We start from the raw sequence: 22,943 nt of genomic DNA, 5'->3' as shown, positions 1-22,943 counted from the left end.
AGACATTCAAAGCCTAAAAGTAAAGGAAGGGTCGTCTGAAGAAGATGAAGACCCTTCCTTTTTTCATGTTACTATGCTTAATTGTAAGTGCTTGAAATTTGTAATATAATGTAAATAAAGTTTTTAATAATAAGGGGACGCACAAATGAAAATCGACTTTAAAATAACAAAAGATGACTATATAAGCTTCAATTTACATCATTTAGAAAACTCGAAATCACAGAAAAGTACATTTAACATACTTAGATATGCTGTACCCATAGTACTTTCTATACCAATCTACTTTACAGGAACGGGGATATTTAATCAACCGAATATATATTGGATTATAGTAGCGATAGTTTTTTTAGTCATTTGGATTTTAACATATCCTAAGCAATACAAAAAATTAGTAGCTAAAGAAACTGATAAACTCATAAGTTAAGGAGATAATTCATCAATATTTGGAAGTAAGACTTTAGAAATTATTGATGGGACAATAGTAGTAAAAGGGGATTCTATATCAGAAACAGTATCGTTAGAAAGTATAAAAGATGTAAAAGTTTACGAAGATATGATCCTTATATATATAAGTGGATTTGTAGCTCATATAATTCCAAGGAGATATTTAGATAAAGAAATAGAGAAAGAACTTATGAAAGAGCTTAAAAAATGTAAGGCTTTAGAACAATTAAAGTAAAACGTGCTCCTTTGGAGGTGTAACGGAGAACCGTATCATAAGTAACGGAGCGAGGTTTTAGTAATAGCTAGTTAAGTAATTAAATTGACTACCTATTTTTATGCAAAAATAATTAATCTGTAAGATGAAATTCTAGTAATTCTTTATGTTTATTACCAGGTAGCTACAGTTAATGACTGGTTAGCAATAACTATTTACAAATTTTGGAAAAAATGTTAATTTATAATAAATTTATAAAATTTAATAATTTTAGTATGGAGGTTTTATTTTATGAAAGTAATGAAAAAATTTGTGTTTTTAAGTTTAGCAACAGCATTATTAGTTACACCTACATCAGCTTTTGCTGATTCTTCATTAATTGTTTCAGAAGAAGGTATTGGGATGGAGGTATATAATCCAATTATGCAAAATGAAGCTTTTTCAATGATTAATCAAAATACCAGATCAACTATAGATGGAGACAAAGTTGATGTTGCAGGAGGAAAACTTTGGACTACATGGAAAGATGGACGTGAATTTAAAGGTAATTATTATCATAGTACAAAAGAACATAGATCTTCAGCAAAGAACTCTACTAGTGCCGAGCCAAAAAGAAGTAAATGGGTATCTAAAGGTATAACAGCTGTTTCACCTTGGGTTTCCCAAACAGCATTCGGGAATAGAGTTTTTGGAGCTACTAAATAAGTATAAATAAATTAAAAAGGAGGTTAGTTATTTGAAAAAGAAGTCAGTAATAGTAATCATTATTTTGACTGTATTGATGAATATATTTTATTTTATACATATTAATAAAACTTTAATTAGTAATTTATTATTTGACAAAACAAGAGTTATATTTCATTTTGATGAGAATAGTAATTTAGACCAACAATTCTTGAATAAAATTATACATTTTTCTCAAAAGAATGATGTAGAGATATCTCAATATAGTTTTTTGAGTAACAATAAAATAGATATATACTCTACTACAAAAGATGATTATAATGAAATATTACTTATACCTAACCTTCTATTTGATAAAGAGATAAAAGTACATAATTTTGATGAGATTTATAACGTTGGATTTAAAAATTTATTTTACCTTAATACTAAGGATAAAAATATTATCAGTGAATTTTCAAAAGACTTTAGTGAATATGGTCAACTTTATGATGATTTAGAAGAAGAGTATGAAGGAATTGATATTTTATTTAAAAAGTTGTTAAAGTATATGGATACTGGTTTTTTATCGATATTTCCATTATTTCTATTTACTTTTCTTTTTATAATTCTCTTTCATTATCTAAATAATAAAAAGAAATATTTAGTTTATGAATTGTGGGGATATCCAAAAATAAAAATATATTGTGTTATAAATAAAATCTTTTATAAAACATTATTTATAACTGCATTATTATGCAATTTAATTATGATTGGAAGTACGTACTTATGTAATTTAACAAACATATTATTAGAACTTATACCAATAATGTTTTTATTAAATTTAATTATGGTGTGTATTATATTTTTTATTTCAATTATTTTATTTTCACTATGTTTTATTAATTTAAATAGCAAGAATGAAAAAAAGAGACTTTCAAATATAAGGTTAATTGCAAATTTATCAAAGTTTTGTTTATTATTAGTAGTAATTTTATCATTTAAAAATTTATCTACTGAGATAAGGACACTTAATATAAACAATGAGAGTTTAAGTTTGTGGAAAAATACTGAAAACCTTTATATTATGTCTGGAATGTATTCTCCTGCATATGAAGATTTAGCACTAGAAGATGAGTTTAATGAAAAAATATTGAACGTTTATAGAGATTTAAGTAAATTGAATAAAGTATTCATAATTGAATCACTTAACTTTGAACGTTCACCAATTATAAATAATAAAGATGAAGATTTAGATTATAATTATAAAATGAATGTAAAAAATGAGAATGATTTATATTCACCTTATGGTAGAAATATAATGGTAGATAAAAATTATTTAAAAAGAAACTCGATAAAAACTTATTATGATAAAAAAAATGTTCTTGATAAGATAGATAATAACGAGGATGTTTTAAATGTACTAGTACCACAAAAATTTAAAAAATATGAAGATACTATAAAAGAATCATATAGAGAATGGTTTTATTTCCAAAGGGTTCATATACCTAACATGTATAAAGAAGTGAGAAATAAAGAGTTAAGTACAAAGGAAATTGACGATTTAAGAGTAAACTTAATTTACATAGAAAATAACCAATCATACTTTACATATGATAGTTATAGTGGAGATTATCGTAACTGTATCAAAGATCCGTTGGTTACTGTATATACTGAAAATATAGATAATTCAGTTTTAGCATCAACTTTAGGAGTATTTATGTTTTTAGAAGCAGAAAATGAATACACTGCATTAGAAGAAGTTAAGAATATTACACAAAAATATAATACTACTGAATTAAATTCAATCTCATCAGTATATGATAGAAAAGGAGAAAAAATTATTGAAATAGAGGATGAAGTAAATAGATTAATATTAAACATTATAGTTATATTTTTAATATTAACTACATTAACTGTAGTCATAACATATGTTTATTATAAATCTTATATTTCAAAAATAGCGATAAGGAGTTTGTATGGATATAACTTTATAAGTATTTATAGAGATTTACTTTTATCAAATTTATATATGTACATTTTGGTATTTTTATTTATGTCTATTGTCTATAAAAAAATATCCATTATAACAATTATGATTAGTATTGCTATGCTATGTATAGATTTTATTATTACTAAATTTGTAAATCAAGCTTTAATTTATAAAGGAGAGATTGAGTTGATTAAAGGTGAGTTAAAATGATAGAATTAAAAAACATTAATAAAAGTTTTGATAAAAGAGTAGTTTTATCAAATATATCATTATCTATAAAAAAAAATGAATTTGTCTGTATAACAGGTGAAAGTGGCACAGGAAAGACTACCTTATTAAATATAATAGGATTATTAGATAAACCAGATAGTGGAGAATTAAATTTATATGGTAAAACAAGTTTTTCTAGAAAAGATATACTAGAACTTAGAAGAAATTTTTTTGGTTATATTTTTCAAGATTTTCTATTAATTCAAGATGAAACTGTTAAGGAAAATATTAATATTTCTAAAAAATATAATAAAAAAGTTTCTAATAAAGATATCAATGATGCACTTATTAAAGTTAGACTTGATAGTAGTTATTTGAATAAAAAAGTATGCTATTTAAGTGGAGGAGAACAACAAAGAGTCTCTATAGCAAGAATGATATTAAAACCGTATGAACTTGTTTTAGCAGATGAGCCTACTGGAAATCTAGATGCTAAAAATAAAAAAGAAGTTATAGATATTCTTAAAGATATAAAAAAGTCTGGCAAAACAATAATTTGTGTTACACATGATAAAGAGGTTTCTGATTCAGCAGATCGAGTTATTAATCTAAACGATTTATAATCTAAAAATATAAATTAAAGAAAAATGCTTAATAATAAGGAATATAAATATGAAAATAAATAAAAAAATTTTTTTTATATTTATAATATTTATTTGTTTAACAACAATATTTATTATAAATAGTTACGGATTAACTTATTTAAAGGTGATTTTTGAAAGAATAATAAATATTTTAATGTAAATATATAAAATACCCTCAAAAAAATGACAATCTTATATGAGTATATGTAATATACATTCATACTTGCTATGTTTTGGTTTATTTACTCTATTATCAATATTCTTTTTTTAATAATGATTTACTCCAACAGTTATTTTAATAAGAATAGAGGTCAGATACAAATTTTTAATAAACTAAGTTATTTCAGTAACTTAGTTTATTTTTTATAAATGAGAAAAATGAACTAAGAAAAGTATTTAAAGAAATAAAAATTTAAATTATAAAATTTAGTAAAAATAGGATTCAATAAAAAATTATGAACTCTATATAAGAATATATTTTAGTAATTGAAATTCGTGTAGTATTTTTTTACTAGATCTTGAATTCAAATTTTAAAGCTAGTTGTTTGATTACTCACAATGATTATAATTTGCAGCATTTTTATTATGAAATAAATTCTTTGCAAATTAAAATCTTTTTACAAAATATTTTCTTATTAGGATATTAATAATAAAACTTGAAATGATGATTTAATTGAATAAATTATAATATATATTATTAGCAAAATGAATACTTATAATTGTATTAACTGGTTGTAATAAAAGTTCAAATACAAATAAAAAATGTACGTAATGATAAATTAGTTTGTAAGATTTTTAATTTATTGGATAAATGAGGGATCCTATTTTATAGGAGACGACTTTTGAATGCCCATCGATATATGTAAGATAGAAAAATACTTAGAAGTATTTAAATTGATTAAAAAAAATAGGACAAGAAGAACGCTATAATATGATGAGCAGAACGTATCACAAGTAAATGAGATTTTCACTAAAATTATGAATGAATAATTATAGCTTATTAGAATTCTTACCTGTATTAAATATAAGGGTAAGAATTTTTTATTTAGTAAAGCTATATAAAAAAAATAATTTGACTTTCATAAAATGCCTAACTTATTCAAAATTGTATAAGATTGAGTATTTTACTTAGTATCAAATTATTTAATCAAATTTAAATATTATATAGTTTATCAAAGTGACATAGTGGGTATTTTATATTAGTATTGTTCGTTGACATAACTTTCCAATATGAGGTATATTATAATATTTCTAAACATATTCGATTTCCTTGGATTGGAAATAGCAATGTTCATATAAATTAATAGTTTTAAAAGGTTCTGTTAATTAGATATGATGAGAATGGTTCTCGAAGAGATTAATAAACCGATAGGTTATATTATATTTGGTTTTCTAAAAATAAGCATAGCAAACAAGCCTAACGAAATTATAAAATTTTTAGGCTACAAATGCAATTAATATTTGATGAACCAATTAACTTTTTCTTGATGAGTATAATTAATACCGCAAACTTGAGCAGGTGTTAAATTATTAAGTGATGAATGATTTTTAATAAAGTTGTAATAAAAAATAAAGTTACTGATAAGGCTATTGGCACTTTCATATGACTTAAATCCTTTGGTTTTCTTGTACCAAGATTTAAATGTTTTGTTAAAAGATTCGATTAAATTATTCGATATATCATCACTAAAATCTTTAACAACAATATTAGTAGAGCTTTCAAAGGTATTTTTAACAGGCTCTCTATATGAAGGTAGACCATCTGTTACAATTGATTTAGGACTACCAAAGGTTTTAGCTTGCTTAAATAGAGAAAATGCACATACTACTTCACGAGATTGATTTAGGTTCCAAGATGTAATAAATCTTGTTTCAGAATCTATACAAATCCAAAGATAGTGCTTTTTGCCGTTAATTTTTACAACAGTCTCATCAGCATACCATTCATCAGAATCACCTAAGTATAGGTTAGTAGTAAGCTCATCGCTTATGGATTTGAAGTATTTATCAAACTTCTTAATCCATTTGGAGATTGTTACATGAGATACTCTAATATTCATGTAATCTAATAAATATGTTGAAATAGCCCTTGTTGTAGCATTAAGTGAGTAGTATAAGTTAATAGTCATAATTATTGTATTTAAACTAAATCTATGTCCAGAAAATACAGTTTTACCATTTAGTTTTTCAGAAGATGGATCATCTATAGCTATAGGTATAAGTTGTTTAATAGTATGATTATACTTTCTGTTATTACATTTAAAACTAACATGATATTTGTATTTATGGTGAAGGTACATACCTTTTCCACACACAGGACATTTAGGATATCCAAGCGAATAATTATTGATTGATTGTAAAGTAAATTGTCTACGACATTTCTTGCATAAGTACTTTTGATTGGAGTTCTTATCCTTACCAAACTTATACAAATTTGTGTTATAACATTCAGGGCATTTAACCGTAGGTTTCAATTTTCTCGACTCCTTTCATTAGGGGGAAATTAGTTTTTAGCGAAACCATTGTAAACCCTATCGGGGTCGAGATTCAAATATAAATAAGTTAACAGAACGTTAAAAAAAATAAGGGGGAGAAAATGAAAAAATTTACAGCTTTTTCTTTAATATTTATGCTATTTTTTTCAAATATAGCTAACGATGTTATGGCTGCTGTGAATGTAGGTCAAGCTAATGAAAATCTACAAGGTGACTATGTAGTTATAGTCAATACTGACTTAGAAAATAGCCAATCTACAGGGAGTATTATATTTGATGATTCTGGCTTAAATATTAACTCAAGTAGTAAAAGCTTATCACCTTCTAAAGAAAGCGGTAGTTCAGAAGAGTCTATAGAAGTCTTATCTTTAGATAGTGAAGAAGTAAATGTTAATAAAAATTCGAAAAGCACAACAACTTACGAAATAGGATACGAAAAGAGAATAGGTCCAACTGAAAATACTAAAAAAACTTATACTTTAATAGGTATAGGTGATAAAAGTTACATATGGATGGAAAACTCTATAAAAGCTGCTTATGATGCGGTGAATAAAACAGATTTGGCAGCTAAAGAAGTCATAAAGGTTTATGAAGGTGCTCCTTACGATATTTTAAATGAATTAGCAGATGGAAATATACCTTATTCGGATAATTCAGGTAAACTTTCTATATTAATAGAAGATACAGGTGGAAATACTGGTTATTATTATGGTGAAAAAGATATAACAGCTATTCACGTTAAAGCAGTAGATGCAAATTCTTTTAAAGCTGGTGGATATGATAATTTAAATGGCTTATTAGCACATGAAGGTCAACATGCTTTATTTAATAAGTTAATTTGTAATCATGATAGCCAACTTGCTCATAAATATAGCTGGATAAATGAAGGTATATCTGTAGCAGTTATGGATAAATTATGGGGATATTCAGACTCCAATGGATGGCTAACTAGGATTAACGATCATGAAGCTATAAGAAATGGTTCATCTTTACTTTATTCAGATTATAGAAGTTCAACAGCACAAGATTATTCAATGCCTTATTTATTTGTAAGATATTTAGCTGCTCAAGCTACTAATAATGGCGATCCTATAGATTTCTTGAAGAAGCTTTATACTATGGATGCTACTGGTAAAACTACTGAGCAGTTTATGAATGAAATTATAAAACAAATTCCTAATTTAAAAGATAAAACTTTTAAAGACATATTAGGAAGTTTTTATGTAGCAGCATTTTCGCCAGAAAAAACAGGGGAGTATAGTTTTTATGGTGATACTGTAGTTACAGATAAAGTAACTTCTTATCCTATATATTTAGGAGAAAGTGGAAAAGCTTTAAGTTTGGAACCTTCAGCTGCTATTGTTGTAAAAACTTTAGGGGGGAACTTTACAGTTCCAAGTGATGCAGGAAGTGATGTTAAATTTTACGCAGTAACTAAAAATAATGATATATATAAACCTGCTGCAGGAAATGGTACAGCATCTGATCCATACATAATAACTGATGTAGGCGAATTAAATAGTTTAGGCAAATATCCTAATGCTTACTTTAAACTAGGCAATGATATAGACGCTTCAAAGGGAAGTTTCTTTACAGCAGAAAGCTTTTCAGGAAATTTAAATGGTAATGGATATACTATAAATAATTTAAACAAGCCATTAGTTAATAAAAATAATGGATCAATAACTAATTTAAATGTAAATGCAAATATAAATATTGAAGTGATCTCTAATTTTGGAGTAATAGCAAAGGTTAATAGTGGAACAATTTCAGATGTTAAATCAACTGGAGAATTAAATTTAAATGCTATTGTAGCAAATCAAAATTTAAAAGCTACAGTTGGTGGAATAGTTGGTGAAAATCAACCCTCAGGTATAATAGAAAGAGTAAATTTTGATGGTAATATTAACATTAATATGGCTGCTAATGATGCCAATATAGGTGGGTTAGTTGGTTATAATATGGGATTAATTAAAAATAGCTATTCTAAGGGAAATATAGAGGTTTCACAAAAGAATACGGGAAGCTATTCATTATACTTAGGAGGACTAGTAGGTTTAAATAATTATTTAAGCTATGGAGATTCTATAAGAACATCTTATTCAATAATGAATTTAAATTCTAATGGAGTAACTGTAAAAAGAATAGGTTCTATAGTTGGATATTTAAAAAAAGGAACAATAGGAGACTCATATGGAATAGATAAATATGAGCCCTTAGGTGGAGAGCAGACAAATTTAGATAGTAAGAAAACCTTAATAGAGCTTCAGTCTCAAAGTACATTTGCTAAATGGGATTTTGATACTGTATGGAAAATGGATAGTAATACAGATAAAACTCCTATATTTAGAACAGGAAATGATATAACATCAATCAGCGCTAAATTGTCGCAAGTTAATTATATTGTAGGTGAACAATTAATTTTATATGGTTTTGATGTTTTGACAGTTAATGGTAAAGAGATAGAGTTAACATCACAGATGTTAAATATGAATGAATTTGATTCATCTACTGTAGGTAAAGATAAAGTTATAAATGGTTCTTATATGGGTAAAAAATTTACAGTAACATATAATGTAGTTGAACCTAAAACAGTAACTGACCTACAAATATATGAAAAAGGAAAAGTAGATTATATAGAAGGAGAAAATTATTCAGATAAAGGTGTAGTTTTAAAAGCTAAAATAAATGGTTCTCCTTATGATACATATATCTACTCTGGATACACTAACAATTTATCTTCACAACTTAATAAAAATAACACAGAAGTTGAATTTAGTTATTTTGGACAAACTGTGAAGCAAAATATAACAGTAAAAGAGAAGAGTATTTCATCAATAACTGTATTTAATAGTGCAGATAAATCTACATATGTTCCAGGAAATACTGTAAATTTAAGTGGAATAAGGTATCAAATTAATTATAGTAATGGAAGTAAAACTAAAGTTTTAGGATATAGTGATTTAAATAGCTATAATTTAAAAGTAGCTCAAACAGATGATTCAGGTAAAAATGCAGTAGATTTTGATTTAGGGAAGACATTACAAGAAAGTGATAATAATACAAAGTTACATATTTATTATGGAACAGCATTACCAGGAGAATCAGGAGCTATTTCAGCCGAAGTAGTAACTTTAAGTGTAGCTAAAAGATTATATATGGAAGATAAAACTTTTAGAGCTGTAAAAGGTAATTATGGTTATTGGAGATCAGAGAGTGTATTAAATTCAAATTATGATGTAAATACTACTTTAAAATCAGGTAGCTTACCACCAGGAGTAACAACTTATGGTACCCCAAGTGATAGTAGGGATTCTTTTAGTTTTGAAGGTACTCCAACAACTTTAGGAACTTATGCAGCAACATATACTATAACAAAAAATGATGGAAGTGATTCTATAGATGTTACTTTTACATTTAATGTAGAGGAAGTATCGAATGAACCTTTATTAGAAGCTTTAACACTATCAAAATCTCAAAATCCATCACTACCTAATGATATTGAAGGGGTTATAGATAATGTTAATAATACTATTAAATTTACAGTACCTTATGGAACTGATGTAACAAAGTTACAACCAATTCCAACATATTATAAAAATTCAAGTTTACCATCTAACTTATGGAATGGTGCAATAGTTGACTTTACTAAACCAGTAGCTTATGAAGTAACAGCAGAAGATGGAAAAACAAAGAAAACATATATGGTTAGTGTAGAGGTATTACCTAGCCCAGATGGAATATCATCAATAGATATAGATAATAAAATAACTGATATAAAAGTTGGAAGTACTTTTACTTTCTCAGCAACAGTAAATGGATTTGGAAATTTCGATAGATCTGTTACTTGGGAGATAGAAGGTGCAACTAGTAAAAATACAATTATAAGTAATAATGGTACTTTAACTATAGGAGAAGATGAAATAAGCAAAGCTATAAAGGTGATAGCAACAGCTTCAGGTGATACATCAAAAACTTTAGAAATATCAATCAATATAATTCAAAAACAACAACTAAATAAAGTAACAGAATTAATCTGGGATAGAAGATTAGTTAGGTGGAGAGAAGTATTAAATGCTAAAACTTATGAATTAAATATTTATAAAGATGATCAATTAATACAAACAATAGTAGTAGCTACAAATGAATATGATTTAAATAGTTTCATAAAAGAAGCTGGTAAATATAGTTTTACAGTAATTGCAAAAGCAGATGGATACAAGGACAGTGAAGTATCTGATAAATCATCTATACTTGAATTTAAAAATGCTAAACCAGTAATAAGTGGAGCAGATGATATAGAAATAGAATTTGGATCATCATTTGATATAAAATCAGGAATAACTGCAAGCGATGAAGAAGACAACGACTTAACTCCAAAAATTGAAGTAGAAGGAACTGTTGATACAAATACTTCATCAACTTATACTTTAAAATACTCAGTAACAGATAGTGATAATAATACTACTACTATAGAAAGAAAAGTAACAGTTAAAGAAAAAACTACAAATCCAACTGAAGACTTAGTACATAGTGTTAATATAGAAACACCATCAAATACTAATATTGAAAAGGGAGAAAGCTTAACTTTAAAAGCAATAGTTACAGGTACAGGTAATATATCTAAGGATGTAACTTGGAGTGTTGAAGGAAATAATAGTTCTAAAACTACAATAGATTCTAATGGTGTTTTAACTGTAGGAAGTGATGAAACTAGTGAAACTATAAAAATAATAGCAACATCAGTTACAGATAAAACTAAAACTGCAAGCATTACAGTAAATATTGTAGAGAAAGTTTTAGCTAAATTGAATAAGGCTGAAAACTTAATTTGGAATGAAATGGTTGCAACTTGGGATAAAGTAACAAATGCAACAAGATACAAAGTAGATTTATATAGAAATGATATATTAGTTGTAGAAAAAGTTGTTGATATAAACGGTAAAGAAACTAAAACTTTATTAAAATCAACAGATACAGTAAGCTATGATTTCTCAGAGTATTTTACAGATGAAGGAGAATATAGATTTACAGTAGTAGCAGAAGCTGATGGATATATAAGTAGTGATAAAGCAGGAGAAAATAATAATTCATCTAATAATGAAGATAATGTAGTTATATATGAAAATAAAAAGCCTGAAATAACAGCTAATGATGTAACTATAAAAGTTGGAGACAGTTTTGATGAGCTTCAAGGTGTTACAGCGTATGATAAAGAAGATGGAGATTTAAGCAATAGTATAAAAGTTATAGAAAATACTGTAGATATAAATAATCCAGAAGTATATACGGTAACTTATAAAGTAGTTGATAAAAAAGGATTAGAAACTATTAAGTCTATAATAGTTACGGTTCTTAGCAATGAAAAGCCTGTGATAAGCGGAGCTGATAATATCAAAATAGAATTCAATTCAAACTTTGATAAAAAAGCAGGTGTAAGCGCAACAGACTATGAGGATAAAGATTTAAGCGCAAGTATAGTAATAACTGGTGAAGTTGATACAAAGATTCCTGGAATATATGAATTAATATATTCAGTAACAGATAGTGATAAAAATACTACAACAGTAAAAAGAATAGTAACTGTTAAAGAAGAAGTGAAACCGGAAAATCCAGAAATAGCTGAAGATGCTGTAATAAAAGCTAATGATATAACAATAAAATTAGGAGAAGAGTTTAACTCGTTAAAAGGAGTAGAAGTAATAGATCCTAAAGATATAAATATAATAAACGATTTAAAATATACAAGTGATGTAAATACAAATAAGCCTGGAATTTACACAGTTAAGTACGAAGTAGTAGGAAGCAATGGTAATCTAGTAACTAAAACAATAGTAGTTACAGTTCTTAGCAATGAAAAGCCTGTGATAAGTGGAGCTGATAATATCAAAATAGAATTCAATTCAAACTTTGATAAAAAAGCAGGTGTAAGCGCAACAGACTATGAGGATAAAGATTTAACAGCAAGTATAGTAATAACTGGTGAAGTTGATACAAAGATTCCTGGAATATATGAATTAATATATTCAGTAACAGATAGTGATAAAAATACTACAACAGTAAAAAGAATAATAACTGTTAAAGAAGAAGTAAAACCAGAAAATCCAGAAACACCAGTAAAACCAGAGGAACCAAATGAACCAGAAGATTCAGAAACACCGGTAAAACCAGAAGAACCAAATGAACCAGAAGATTCAGAAACACCGGTAAAACCAGAAGAACCAAATGAATCAGAAGATTCAGAAACACCGGTAGAACCAGAAGAACCAAGTGAATCGGAAGATTCAGAAATGCCTATAAAACCAGAAGAGCCAAGTAGCGATTCTGATAAAGTAGAAACTGAAGATACTGAATCAAATAAAGAAGAATTACCTAAAACAGGAGATGATATTTTGGCAGTAAAAGTTTCAATATTATCATCGATATTTATTTTGATAAGTTGTATATTACGTAGAAGAAAAACAAACTAAATAACTTATATGGAATATAGATATAAACATATAGTAAAATAAAGTATAATAACAAGAACGGTATCATGGATAAGTAAGTTCTTACTAAGATTATGTAATAAATAAAAGCAGATATTGTACAGTAAAGTGGTGCTTATATTAATGATACTTAAGAAAGAGAGTTAAGAAGCTAAAGGCTGATTTCTGTATTGAACAGGAGTCAGCCTTTTTTAGTTTCATTGACAATGTTAATTGTTATAATAATTAATATAATTAATAGTAGTTCTTCTAAGTTCGAGCAGGACTCGTATTTATTCTTCGATAACTTATATTTTATCATTTTAAAATAGTACTTTGCTCATAACTAATTCATTTCATAAACTTATTTTATAAAAAAAGAACCTATAGATAGACTCTATTTTAAAAGTATCTATCTTATAGGTTCCAATTTAAAATAATTAAAGATTTCAAATTAAACAAATTATATTCTATTTTTAGGATATCGTAGTAATCATATGATAAACAATTGGTCCCAAAAGTGCAGGTAGATAATTAGCTACCTTCAAATTTATTACACTTAAAAGATCAAGTGACATTCCAAAAATAAGTAAAGATCCAATTGCAGAAATCTCATTGATTACATAAGGTGTTAATATTGGTTGTAGAACAGTTGCTAAAAGAAAAATTATTGTTTCATAAAGAAAAACAAAGGGTCCGCTCAACATAACGCTTCTACCGTAAATAGCTCCATAAATTAATGTACTGCATATATCTAAAATGATTTTAAAAGATAATATTGATGAATCGTTCTTAAGTCCAATATTTAACGGTCCTACAATGGCCATAGAACCTACACATTGAACCATAAATACGGTAATGAATCCCTTAACAAAGTTCTCATCTGCTGTCTTAAACTTAGACTTTAAAAACAATCCTAGTTGATTGAATTTACCATCTAGATTTAACTTTACTCCGATCATAGCTCCTAGCACACAACTGACAATCATTAATATATTATTTTTAGTAGTAATGGCCCCCTGTATACCAACAACAGCAATACAAAGATTAGCAATTATAAGTACTGCCTGTAGCTGAGTCTTTGAAATAAACTTTTTAGCATAGCTACTTGCAAACCCCGCTATCTCAATCCCAATCATATTTCATAATATATATAACATGTTAATCTCCTTTTGTTATCTATATTACTTTAAAAAATTTAATACTGTTTGAATTTCTGTTTTTACACCACTAATCATAGATTCTTCCATAATCATGAATTTAGGGTGATGATTTGCAAAGCCACATCCATCTGCAGCAGTACCTCCCCCAAGTTGTACAAAGCAGATTGGTGCAATTTGACGATAATTTGAGAAGTCTTCACTTGCACTCATTAATGGAGCTTCTTTTACCATAGATTCTCCTAACACTTCTCTAGCACTATCCATTACCATTGCTGATACCTCTTTATCATTGATAACAGCTGGGTATGTAAGTTGATAATCTAAATCATAAGTAGCACCATAAGTTTTACATGTATTATCTATAATTTCTTTAACTTTTAATTCAACTTTTTTTCTAGTTTCATCACTGATTGTACGAATAGATGCACTCATATATGCTTTATCCGGAATTATATTTGGAGCATCCCCTGATTTAAACTCACCAACAGTTATTACAGCAAGCTCTCCTGGTGTAGTACATCTAGAAATTACAGTTTGTAATTGGTTTATAATTTGGGTTCCAACAATAATAGGATCGATTCCATACTGAGGCATAGAACCATGACTTCCTTTACCTTGAATATTTAAAAAGAATCCATCGGCAGCTGTCGTTGCAGCCCCTACTGGACGTACATGAATACTACCACACTCAAGGTTTGGAATAATATGTAATCCTACTGCTGCATCTATATCATCTATCATACCACTATCTATAATTCCTTGTGATCCACCTGGATTAAGTTCTTCTGCATGTTGGAATATAAACTTAACAGTTCCATTTAAAGAATCTTTTAACTCTGAAAGTACTTTTGCTGTAGCTAATAACATTGCAGTATGTATATCATGACCACATGTATGAGCCACTCCCTTTACTTTTGATTTGAAAGGAAGATCACCCTCTTCTTGCATTGGTAAAGCATCCATATCTGCACGAAGTAATATAGTCTTTCCTTCTTTAGCTCCACGTAAAATACCCAGAACGCTAGTTTCTGTTGGTCTTTTTATTTCAATATTTCCAAAACTTCTTAGCTTTTCCTCAACAAAAGCTGCTGTGTTATGTTCTTTAAATGATAATTCTGGATTCTCATGAATATGACGTCTCCAAGAAATCATCTCCTCTACTGGAATTTTATTAAACCATTCTTTCATAATATACCTCCTATACAAGTATGCCAGGATTTAAAATCCTGGCATAATCTATTTAATATTTTTAAATAAATTCTTTTTTAAGAAGTCTATTCTGGCTTCTTTACTAATAAAGTAGCTGCTCCTGAAATCACCATACATATAGCAAGTACGATGAATGAGAAGAAATAACTATCAGCTTGAGCAAATGCACTAACTAATTGTGGAGAAATAATTCCACCAACAAAAGCTCCTATATTTAATACAGCAAATGCTGAGCCTATAATCTTTCTTGGCACGATTTGATATGGTATAGATAATAATGCTGAGAAAGCTAACATCATAGTAAAATCAGAAACATATAATGCTGCTATAGCTACTTGATATATAGGTGCTGCTATAAATACAACGATACATATTGCTGTAATTATAGATAACCAGAAAATAAACTTTTGTTCTTTTCCTTTGAAGTACTTAGTAACTACAGATCCACTTATAGCTGTTGCAATAGTCATGACTATATAGAATCCAACCATAATAGTACTTAGCATTGATGAATTTTCAATATTAAAGTTTACGTGGAATACATTTGGTAGCCAGAACATCATTGCTACACCAACTAAGTTACTGAATAAGACAGCTATTGCTAATAATAATGTATTCTTATTTTTCCATGCATCAAAGAAACCTACTTTTTCTGCTGGTTGAGCCTTTTCTTTAACATCTGTATTTGCTGCTTTTTTGTCTTTTAAGAAAATAACAACAAGAACAAGAGCTACTAAATAACCTGCTGCTAACATGTAGTAAGCATAATGCCAATTTATATTGATAATACTTTGTCCAACTGTACTAGCAAGAATACCACCAATACCTGCAGTTGCAATTACAATAGATTGTACCTTAGCACATTGCTCTGGTGCAAAATTATCACTAATGATTTTTGGTGCACCATTTGTATATCCAGCTTGTCCAAATCCAACTAAGAAACGTAATAATAGAATTGAAAATAATCCACTAACATTTCCAAATAGGAATGAAAATACCGTTAATATACTTAAAGAAACTACAACGAACTTCTTATATCCAAAACGGTCAACTAACCAACCTCCTGGAATAGTAACTAATATAAAACTAACATAGAACACAGAAGATAAATTTCCCATCTCTGCTTTTGTAAAGCCATATGAACTGATTAATTTATCCGCAGTAAATCCAATCATACTTTTATCAAGGTTAGCAAAAATACCTATTAAGCATACAATTCCAAATACTAACCATTCTTTTTTTGTAAATTTCATAGAATCCTCCTAAATGATGACTAAAAATTTTACTTACAAATGAACATTTTTCATTTTCCTAGGATAAAAGATAGTTCTTTTTATAAGTTTATAAATGAGATTAACAAAATTATATTCTTATGTATCTCTCATAGAGAATCAGTAGTTGAGCTCAAAGTTATATAGTCTACAAATTCTCATCATTGCTAGGAATAGGTCCTTAATGAGGTATTTCTTTATTAATTATTTATAAATATCATTGATAACAAGATATCAACAGATTTAATTATTGACATAAAAAGATAAAACATATTTAAAACATATATCCTTCTATACTTAATATATAATTCCTCTGATTTTTTACCTTTTTATATCATAACTATTTCTAATTACAATATTTATTCTGACTAATACCTTACATTAAAATTTCCTACTGCCTAGCTGTTTTCTTAGCACAAAAGAATTATAAACCCTAAATGTAATTTAGAGTCAATCAATTATTTTAATTAATTTTTATATTGAATTTTCCTTATATACCTATATTCTCACTTACTATTTTTTATTATTTCATCTGGAAAAAGCTAATTCATAAAAAGAAATCGATTAAAAAAAGAATTATTATCAATATAATCTAATAAAATATTCTTAAAAAAAATAAAAAGCATAAACCCATTTGAGAGTTATGCTTAAGATTCTATTTTTTCGTAAGGTATCCAAACTAAATGTGAGATAAAATACTCATTTTCATCTACCCATCGTGCAAAAATTACACGAGATATACTTTCTCCAACAATTCGTAGATGATGTTCATTTGCATATTTCAATATCATTTTAGAAATACCTTCTATATCATTTTTTTGGGTTGCTTCATAATAAAATACAATAGCAGGACAGCTATCATAAAATTGAACAATGTCATTTTCATGTATACCAAGAAATTCTGCTGTTCTCTTATCTAAGCAGAATCCAAAATCAAAATCTTTTCCTAAATTCATTATTGCATTTAACTGTATAGATCCTGACATAAAAGTAAGATCTGCATATTTCAGCCATTTGACAACCTCTTCTTGTACTCTTTCATCTTCGATTAATTCAAGGTTTTTCTGATAATTCAATCGATACAATGGTGGTCTCTCACCAAGGAAACATCCTTGCTTTGCATCCTGTGCCTGCGCCATAAAGTTAATTGTTGTATTGACACTATTTATCTTTAGATTCAAATAAAAAGCTTCATTTAAGAGCTCTTTTTCTCTATTTATCAGTGAATGCTCTGCTTCTTTCATTGTGCTCTCATTCATTATTTCCTTGATTTCATGTAAATTATATCCATACTTTTGGAATTTCTGAATGTTAAACAAATGATTAACCTTAATAATATCAAAATAACGATAATTGGAATCTTCCTTATATGGCTCAATTAAACCTTTCTTTTCATAGTTTCGGATAGTTTCGGCACTAATACCAAGTAGCTTAGCAATTTCACCGATTTTATATGTTTTCAAGATAAATCCCTCCCTCAGACTTCTATAAATTATTATACTAAAATTTATCTATATCTTCACTTTTTATTATTCATCTTTGATTCCATCTTTTTAACTAAATAAAAACGACTTAAACCTTAAGCTTAAGCCGTTTTATAAATCAATATGGTACTCAAAACAGTGATCGAGCCTTTATAAGTACCTTAGGTGTACCGCCAGAAACAGATTTTGCCACATAATCTAATGGCAAAAAATCCAGTAAAGCTATGATATTAATCTGTTCTAGTCGCATCACATTCTGATGTTGCTTATTATAATACGTAATATAAATTTTATATGATTTATTCTACGTAATCAATCTTTAAACATATCTTAGTTATTAAATATAAAAATGAACAAAAATAAATAAAAAAATAAAAATGTAAAAAACACTATCTATTATTTTTCATCTATGCTATAATAATGTTTGTAGCGATACACAAATAATTTATAAGAGACCTAGAAATAGGTTCACAGGAGAAATTTTTTAATGAATAATGGAATAGTAAAATGGTTTAACAATGAAAAAGGATTTGGTTTCATATCAGTAGAAGGTGGAGATGATGTATTCGTACATTTTTCAGCAATACAAACTGATGGGTTTAAATCATTAGAAGAAGGTCAACAAGTAAACTTTAATATAGTTAAAGGTGCTAGAGGTCCTCAAGCAGAAAACGTAACTATATTATAATATATATATGTTCGTGAAAAGACACATTGCGTGTCTTTTTTTTATGTTTAAATTTATAAAAGGTGAAATAACTTGAGATATCTAGATATAGCAAAGAAGTTTCTATCATTATATTCTTTTACTTCATTTACTGTATAAATTTTAAAGAAATATGATTTTTTTAATATATAATAAAAAAACCTGTAATATTTTAAATTACAGGTTTTTTATGTACTTTTTTAAGAAAGGAAACCGATAAATCCATAGATAATACCAATATTTATAAAATCTATGAATAATGATCCTACTATTGGAACTACAAAGAATGCAGTCTTAGAGTATACATATTTTTCAGTAACTGAATTCATATTTGCCATTGCATTAGATGTAGATCCCATTGCAAATCCGGTTAAGCCTGCTACAATTACTGCTGAGTCGTAATTCTTGCCCATTAATGGATATGATACAAACATACCATAAAGGTACATCATGATACATTGACCTAAAAGTAAAATTAGCATTGGAAGTGCTAAGTCGACTAAATGCCAAAGTTTTAATGTTATAAGCGCCATACCAAGGAATAAATTTAATGATACTTCTCCAACTACTTCAATTTCTTCTAAAGGAGTTTTAAGAAGATTTGAGTTATCGGAAATATTCCTTATAACAGCTGCCATAAGCATTGCTCCTATATATGCAGGGAAGGTTACGCCATTAACCCACTGTCCAACAAATTTATTTAAAGCATCAGTTAAATAAGTACCAATTGCCATAGCTATTAGTATTTGAAAGAAAGCTGTGTTAATTTTATTAGTATCCAGTGTAGTTTTCTTAGCTTCTATAATTGATAAATCGTAAGCAATTTCATCAGATGACTGATTTTTTTTCTTATCCAGAAGATTATATTTAGTAATTAAACGATTAGCCATAGGGCTACCTAATAATGAACCTGCAATAACACCAAATGTTGCAGCTGTTAAAGCTACTGTTAGAGCTTCAGGATATCCAAGAGCTTCAATACTAGGTGCTACAGCAGCAGATGTACCATGCCCACCAGTTAGAGCAGGAGATGCAGTAAGTAGTGCTAGAAGCGGACTAATTCCTACAACCTTTGCAAGACCAACAGCTAATATATTTTGAAGGAAAGCAAAAACTGTTGATATAATAAGGAATATGAATATTTGTTTACCTCCGATTTTAAGCATCTTCAAACTTGCGTTGAATCCAACAGTACAGAAAAACATAGTTTGAAAGAATGTCTGCAATGTTGTATCAAATTCAAATAAAACAATATTACTTTGTTTGAGTATCATATGGATAATTGAAAATATAAGTCCACCAATTACTGGTGAAGGTATTGCGTATTTTGAAAATAAAGGAATACTCTTTTTAACTGCTTTTCCAATTAAAAGGAAAATGACAGCTAGTCCTATAGATTGAATCATATTAAGTTGAATTGTCATTTAAAATCCTCCTAATAGTCGTAAAAATATTTTTAATTTATAATTAGTAACTAAAAATTTTAACCTTATAGATAAAACTCTTGTTTGTAGAATTATATTGCTATATAAATAATACAATTTTAGTATATTATTTTAGGATATAATTAGATTTAATTTGTCATTCATATTAATCTGAATTTGGACATTATTATATAAAGGAAATATTTGTAACTAATTAAATATTAATTTATCATAGAGTTAAAGAATGTTCAATAGTTAAAAAATTATAAAAAAAGAAATATTATCATTTAGATATTTCAATTTGATTGCAAAACCCTTTAAAACAAACGTTTATCATTGTGTATATATTAATAATTATAGAAGAATAAAAATTTAAGTATAAAAGAAAAAATGATAGTGAAATATCTTTTTCATTCAATTATTTGTATTAGTAATTGTTCAATAGATATGATGTAGATGAAAAAGAATATATTGATTTTGTAAAAAATATGGTAAATTTATATAATACAGCTATCAAAGAAAATAAATCAATTGTTAGATTGGGAGATTGATTTAAAATATATAAGGGGGATTAGTAGTGAGAATAAACTTTGAAATAACAAAAGAGGATTATATAAATTTTAATTTATATCATTTAGAAAACTCTAAATCACATAAAAATACATTCAATATTCTTAGATATGCTATACCTATAATATTTTCTGTACCAATATATTTCATAGGAACAAGTTTGTTTAAACAACCAAGTATATATTGGATTATAGTTGCTCTAATATTTTCAACTATTTGGATTTTAACATATCCTAAACAATATAAAAAATTAATAGCTAAAGAAACTAATAAAATTTTGCGAGAAGGTGATAATTCATCTATATTTGGAAGCAAGAGTTTAGAAATTGTTGATGAAACAATAGTAGTAAAAGGAGAATTTACATCAGAAACAGTATCAGTAGAAAGTATTAAAGATATAAAAATTTATGATGATATGATTCTTATATATATAAGTGGATTTATGGCTCATATAATTCCAAGAAGATACCTAGATGAAGATATAGAGAAACAATTTATAGAAGAACTAAAAAGGATAAGTAGTTTTTAATAAAAGAATAATTAAGACCATCCCACTTTGAGGTGTAACAAAGAACCGTACCACGAGTAAGTGATACGGTTTTGTTTTATTATAAAAAATTACAAACTAACCAATATAGCTATACTACATATATGTTAATACAATTTATAACTATATAGATTCAAATAAATATTTAAAGGGTATATATGGTAAAACAAATATTATTTAAAGGTTAGAAGACTTTATAATATTATAGATTATGCTCTATTTAAGATAATTTACTTAAGTTTATAAAGAGTAATAATATAATCCAAACTAATATTTAGAATTAAATAATATAATGAAAGGAACTGAATAATGAAAAGATTGTTTAAACTATTGAGTTTATCAATGTGTATAGTAATGATAGGAATATTCTTTACAGGATGTTCTAAAAATTATTCTGAAGAGATAAACTTTTTTAACTATGGTGAAAATATAGATGAAGAAACTATAAAAGAGTTTGAGAAAAAATATGGTATAAAAGTTAATATTGAAACTTTTGATGATATGGAGGCTATGTATCAAAAGGTTAGCAGTGGCGGAGTAAAATATGATGTTGTTTTAGTATCAGATGCATTAATGCCGAGAATGATTAAGAACAATCTTGTTCAAGAACTGAATAAAGATAATATACCTAATATATCTCAAATGGATGAAGAATATTTAAATTTAGAAATAGATCCAGGTAACAAATATTCAGTTCCATATATGTTTGGAACAGTGGGACTTATTTATAATAAAGATGTGGTAAAAGAAGAAGTTGATAGTTGGGATATATTATGGGATGAAAAATATAAGGACAAAATTTTTATGTTTGATACTTATAGAGATACTTTAGGCGTTGCTCTAAAAAAACTTGGATATTCTTTAAACTCAACGGATCCAAAAGAAATTGAAGAAGCTAAAGAATTACTACTAAGTCAAAGAGAATTAGTAGATCCAATATATGGAGTAGATAATGGAACTGTAATGATTCCAGCAGGAGAATCTGATATAAATATGATTTGGTCTGGAGAAGGATTAAACCTTCAAGATGAAAATCCTAATTTAGTTTATGTAGTACCTAAAGAAGGTGCAAACTTCTGGATTGATAGCTTATGTATACCAACTAATGCTAAAAATGTTGAAGGTGCTGAAAAGTTTATAAACTTCGTAAGTGATAAAGAAAGTGCACTTAGAATAGCTGATGAAATAGGATATACAACACCAAACAAAGAAGCTAGATTAGAACAACCAGAATCAGTTAGAAACAATCCAAATGCATATATGCCTAAAGAGATAATGGATAGATGTGAAATATATGTTGATCTATCTAAAGATGTTAAAAGATTGTATGATGATGCTTGGTTGGAGATAAAATCAAATGAATAGATAAAGAAATAAGGGAAATCTAACAAAAAGATTTTCCTTATTTTATGAGTTTTAAAATACGATATTATATTTAGGAA

Annotated in this window: 15 protein-coding genes; 9 read left to right on the top strand and 6 right to left on the bottom strand. The window is 27.2% G+C overall.

Going from position 1 to position 22,943, the window contains the following annotated elements; translation table 11 throughout:
* Nucleotides 1-145 precede the first annotated feature (145 nt).
* The 5 genes from HF520_RS15175 (at nucleotide 146) to HF520_RS12970 (ending at nucleotide 4,144) form a co-directional block, all read left to right on the top strand.
* A complete protein-coding gene (locus HF520_RS15175) occupies nucleotides 146-424 on the top strand; it encodes a hypothetical protein (protein WP_049039694.1) in 279 nt (92 codons plus the stop codon).
* Nucleotides 425-439: 15 nt separating this feature from the next.
* Nucleotides 440-679, top strand: coding sequence for a YcxB family protein (locus HF520_RS15440; RefSeq protein ID WP_200820157.1), 240 nt, complete (start codon nucleotides 440-442; stop codon nucleotides 677-679).
* 270 nt (nucleotides 680-949) lie between these two features.
* Nucleotides 950-1,363 (top strand): hypothetical protein, encoded by a 414-nt coding sequence (locus HF520_RS12980; RefSeq protein WP_168574395.1) that lies wholly within the window; start codon nucleotides 950-952, stop codon nucleotides 1,361-1,363.
* Between the two features lie 31 nt (nucleotides 1,364-1,394).
* Nucleotides 1,395-3,521, top strand: coding sequence for a DUF1430 domain-containing protein (locus tag HF520_RS12975; protein WP_168574394.1), 2,127 nt, complete (start codon nucleotides 1,395-1,397; stop codon nucleotides 3,519-3,521).
* Nucleotides 3,518-4,144 (top strand): ABC transporter ATP-binding protein, encoded by a 627-nt coding sequence (locus HF520_RS12970; RefSeq protein ID WP_168574393.1) that lies wholly within the window; start codon nucleotides 3,518-3,520, stop codon nucleotides 4,142-4,144. Before HF520_RS12975 ends, HF520_RS12970 begins: the two co-directional genes overlap by 4 nt.
* A gap of 1,475 nt (nucleotides 4,145-5,619) precedes the next feature.
* Here HF520_RS12970 and HF520_RS12965 read toward each other — a convergent pair.
* Complete coding sequence (locus tag HF520_RS12965; protein ID WP_168574392.1) at nucleotides 5,620-6,639, bottom strand: IS6 family transposase; 1,020 nt, start codon at nucleotides 6,637-6,639, stop codon at nucleotides 5,620-5,622.
* Nucleotides 6,640-6,761: 122 nt separating this feature from the next.
* Here HF520_RS12965 and HF520_RS12960 point away from each other — a divergent pair, with 122 nt between their 5' ends.
* Nucleotides 6,762-13,130 carry an immunoglobulin-like domain-containing protein gene (locus HF520_RS12960; protein WP_168574391.1) on the top strand — a complete coding sequence of 2,123 codons (6,369 nt, stop codon included), beginning with the start codon at nucleotides 6,762-6,764 and terminating at the stop codon, nucleotides 13,128-13,130.
* 473 nt (nucleotides 13,131-13,603) lie between these two features.
* On the opposite strand, the gene HF520_RS12955 is transcribed toward HF520_RS12960, so the two are convergent.
* The 4 genes from HF520_RS12955 to HF520_RS12940 form a co-directional block, all read right to left on the bottom strand.
* On the bottom strand, nucleotides 13,604-14,266 hold the full coding sequence (locus HF520_RS12955) for a DUF554 domain-containing protein (RefSeq protein WP_207711007.1): 663 nt from the start codon (nucleotides 14,264-14,266) through the stop codon (nucleotides 13,604-13,606).
* Nucleotides 14,267-14,311: 45 nt separating this feature from the next.
* A complete protein-coding gene (locus tag HF520_RS12950; protein ID WP_168574390.1) occupies nucleotides 14,312-15,478 on the bottom strand; it encodes a M20 metallopeptidase family protein in 1,167 nt (388 codons plus the stop codon).
* Nucleotides 15,479-15,564: 86 nt separating this feature from the next.
* On the bottom strand, nucleotides 15,565-16,752 hold the full coding sequence (locus HF520_RS12945; protein WP_168574389.1) for an MFS transporter: 1,188 nt from the start codon (nucleotides 16,750-16,752) through the stop codon (nucleotides 15,565-15,567).
* Nucleotides 16,753-17,417: 665 nt separating this feature from the next.
* Entirely contained in the window at nucleotides 17,418-18,233 is an 816-nt protein-coding gene (locus HF520_RS12940) for a MerR family transcriptional regulator (protein ID WP_168574388.1), read from the bottom strand.
* Between the two features lie 508 nt (nucleotides 18,234-18,741).
* On the opposite strand from HF520_RS12940, the gene HF520_RS12935 reads away from it, so the two are divergent.
* Complete coding sequence (locus tag HF520_RS12935) at nucleotides 18,742-18,942, top strand: cold-shock protein (RefSeq protein WP_122639205.1); 201 nt, start codon at nucleotides 18,742-18,744, stop codon at nucleotides 18,940-18,942.
* A gap of 218 nt (nucleotides 18,943-19,160) precedes the next feature.
* Here HF520_RS12935 and gltS read toward each other — a convergent pair whose 3' ends face one another.
* Complete coding sequence (gene gltS / locus HF520_RS12930) at nucleotides 19,161-20,384, bottom strand: sodium/glutamate symporter (protein ID WP_168574387.1); 1,224 nt, start codon at nucleotides 20,382-20,384, stop codon at nucleotides 19,161-19,163.
* Between the two features lie 577 nt (nucleotides 20,385-20,961).
* On the opposite strand from gltS, the gene HF520_RS12925 reads away from it, so the two are divergent.
* Nucleotides 20,962-21,483 (top strand): YcxB family protein, encoded by a 522-nt coding sequence (locus tag HF520_RS12925; protein ID WP_168574386.1) that lies wholly within the window; start codon nucleotides 20,962-20,964, stop codon nucleotides 21,481-21,483.
* A 327-nt stretch (nucleotides 21,484-21,810) separates the two neighbouring features.
* On the top strand, nucleotides 21,811-22,866 hold the full coding sequence (locus HF520_RS12920) for an ABC transporter substrate-binding protein (protein ID WP_168574385.1): 1,056 nt from the start codon (nucleotides 21,811-21,813) through the stop codon (nucleotides 22,864-22,866).
* Nucleotides 22,867-22,943: the final 77 nt, after the last annotated feature.

This window comes from Romboutsia sp. CE17, from assembly GCF_012317385.1.
Classification (GTDB): Bacteria; Bacillota; Clostridia; order Peptostreptococcales; family Peptostreptococcaceae; genus Romboutsia_E.
This window is presented reverse-complemented; position numbering and strand designations above follow the sequence as displayed.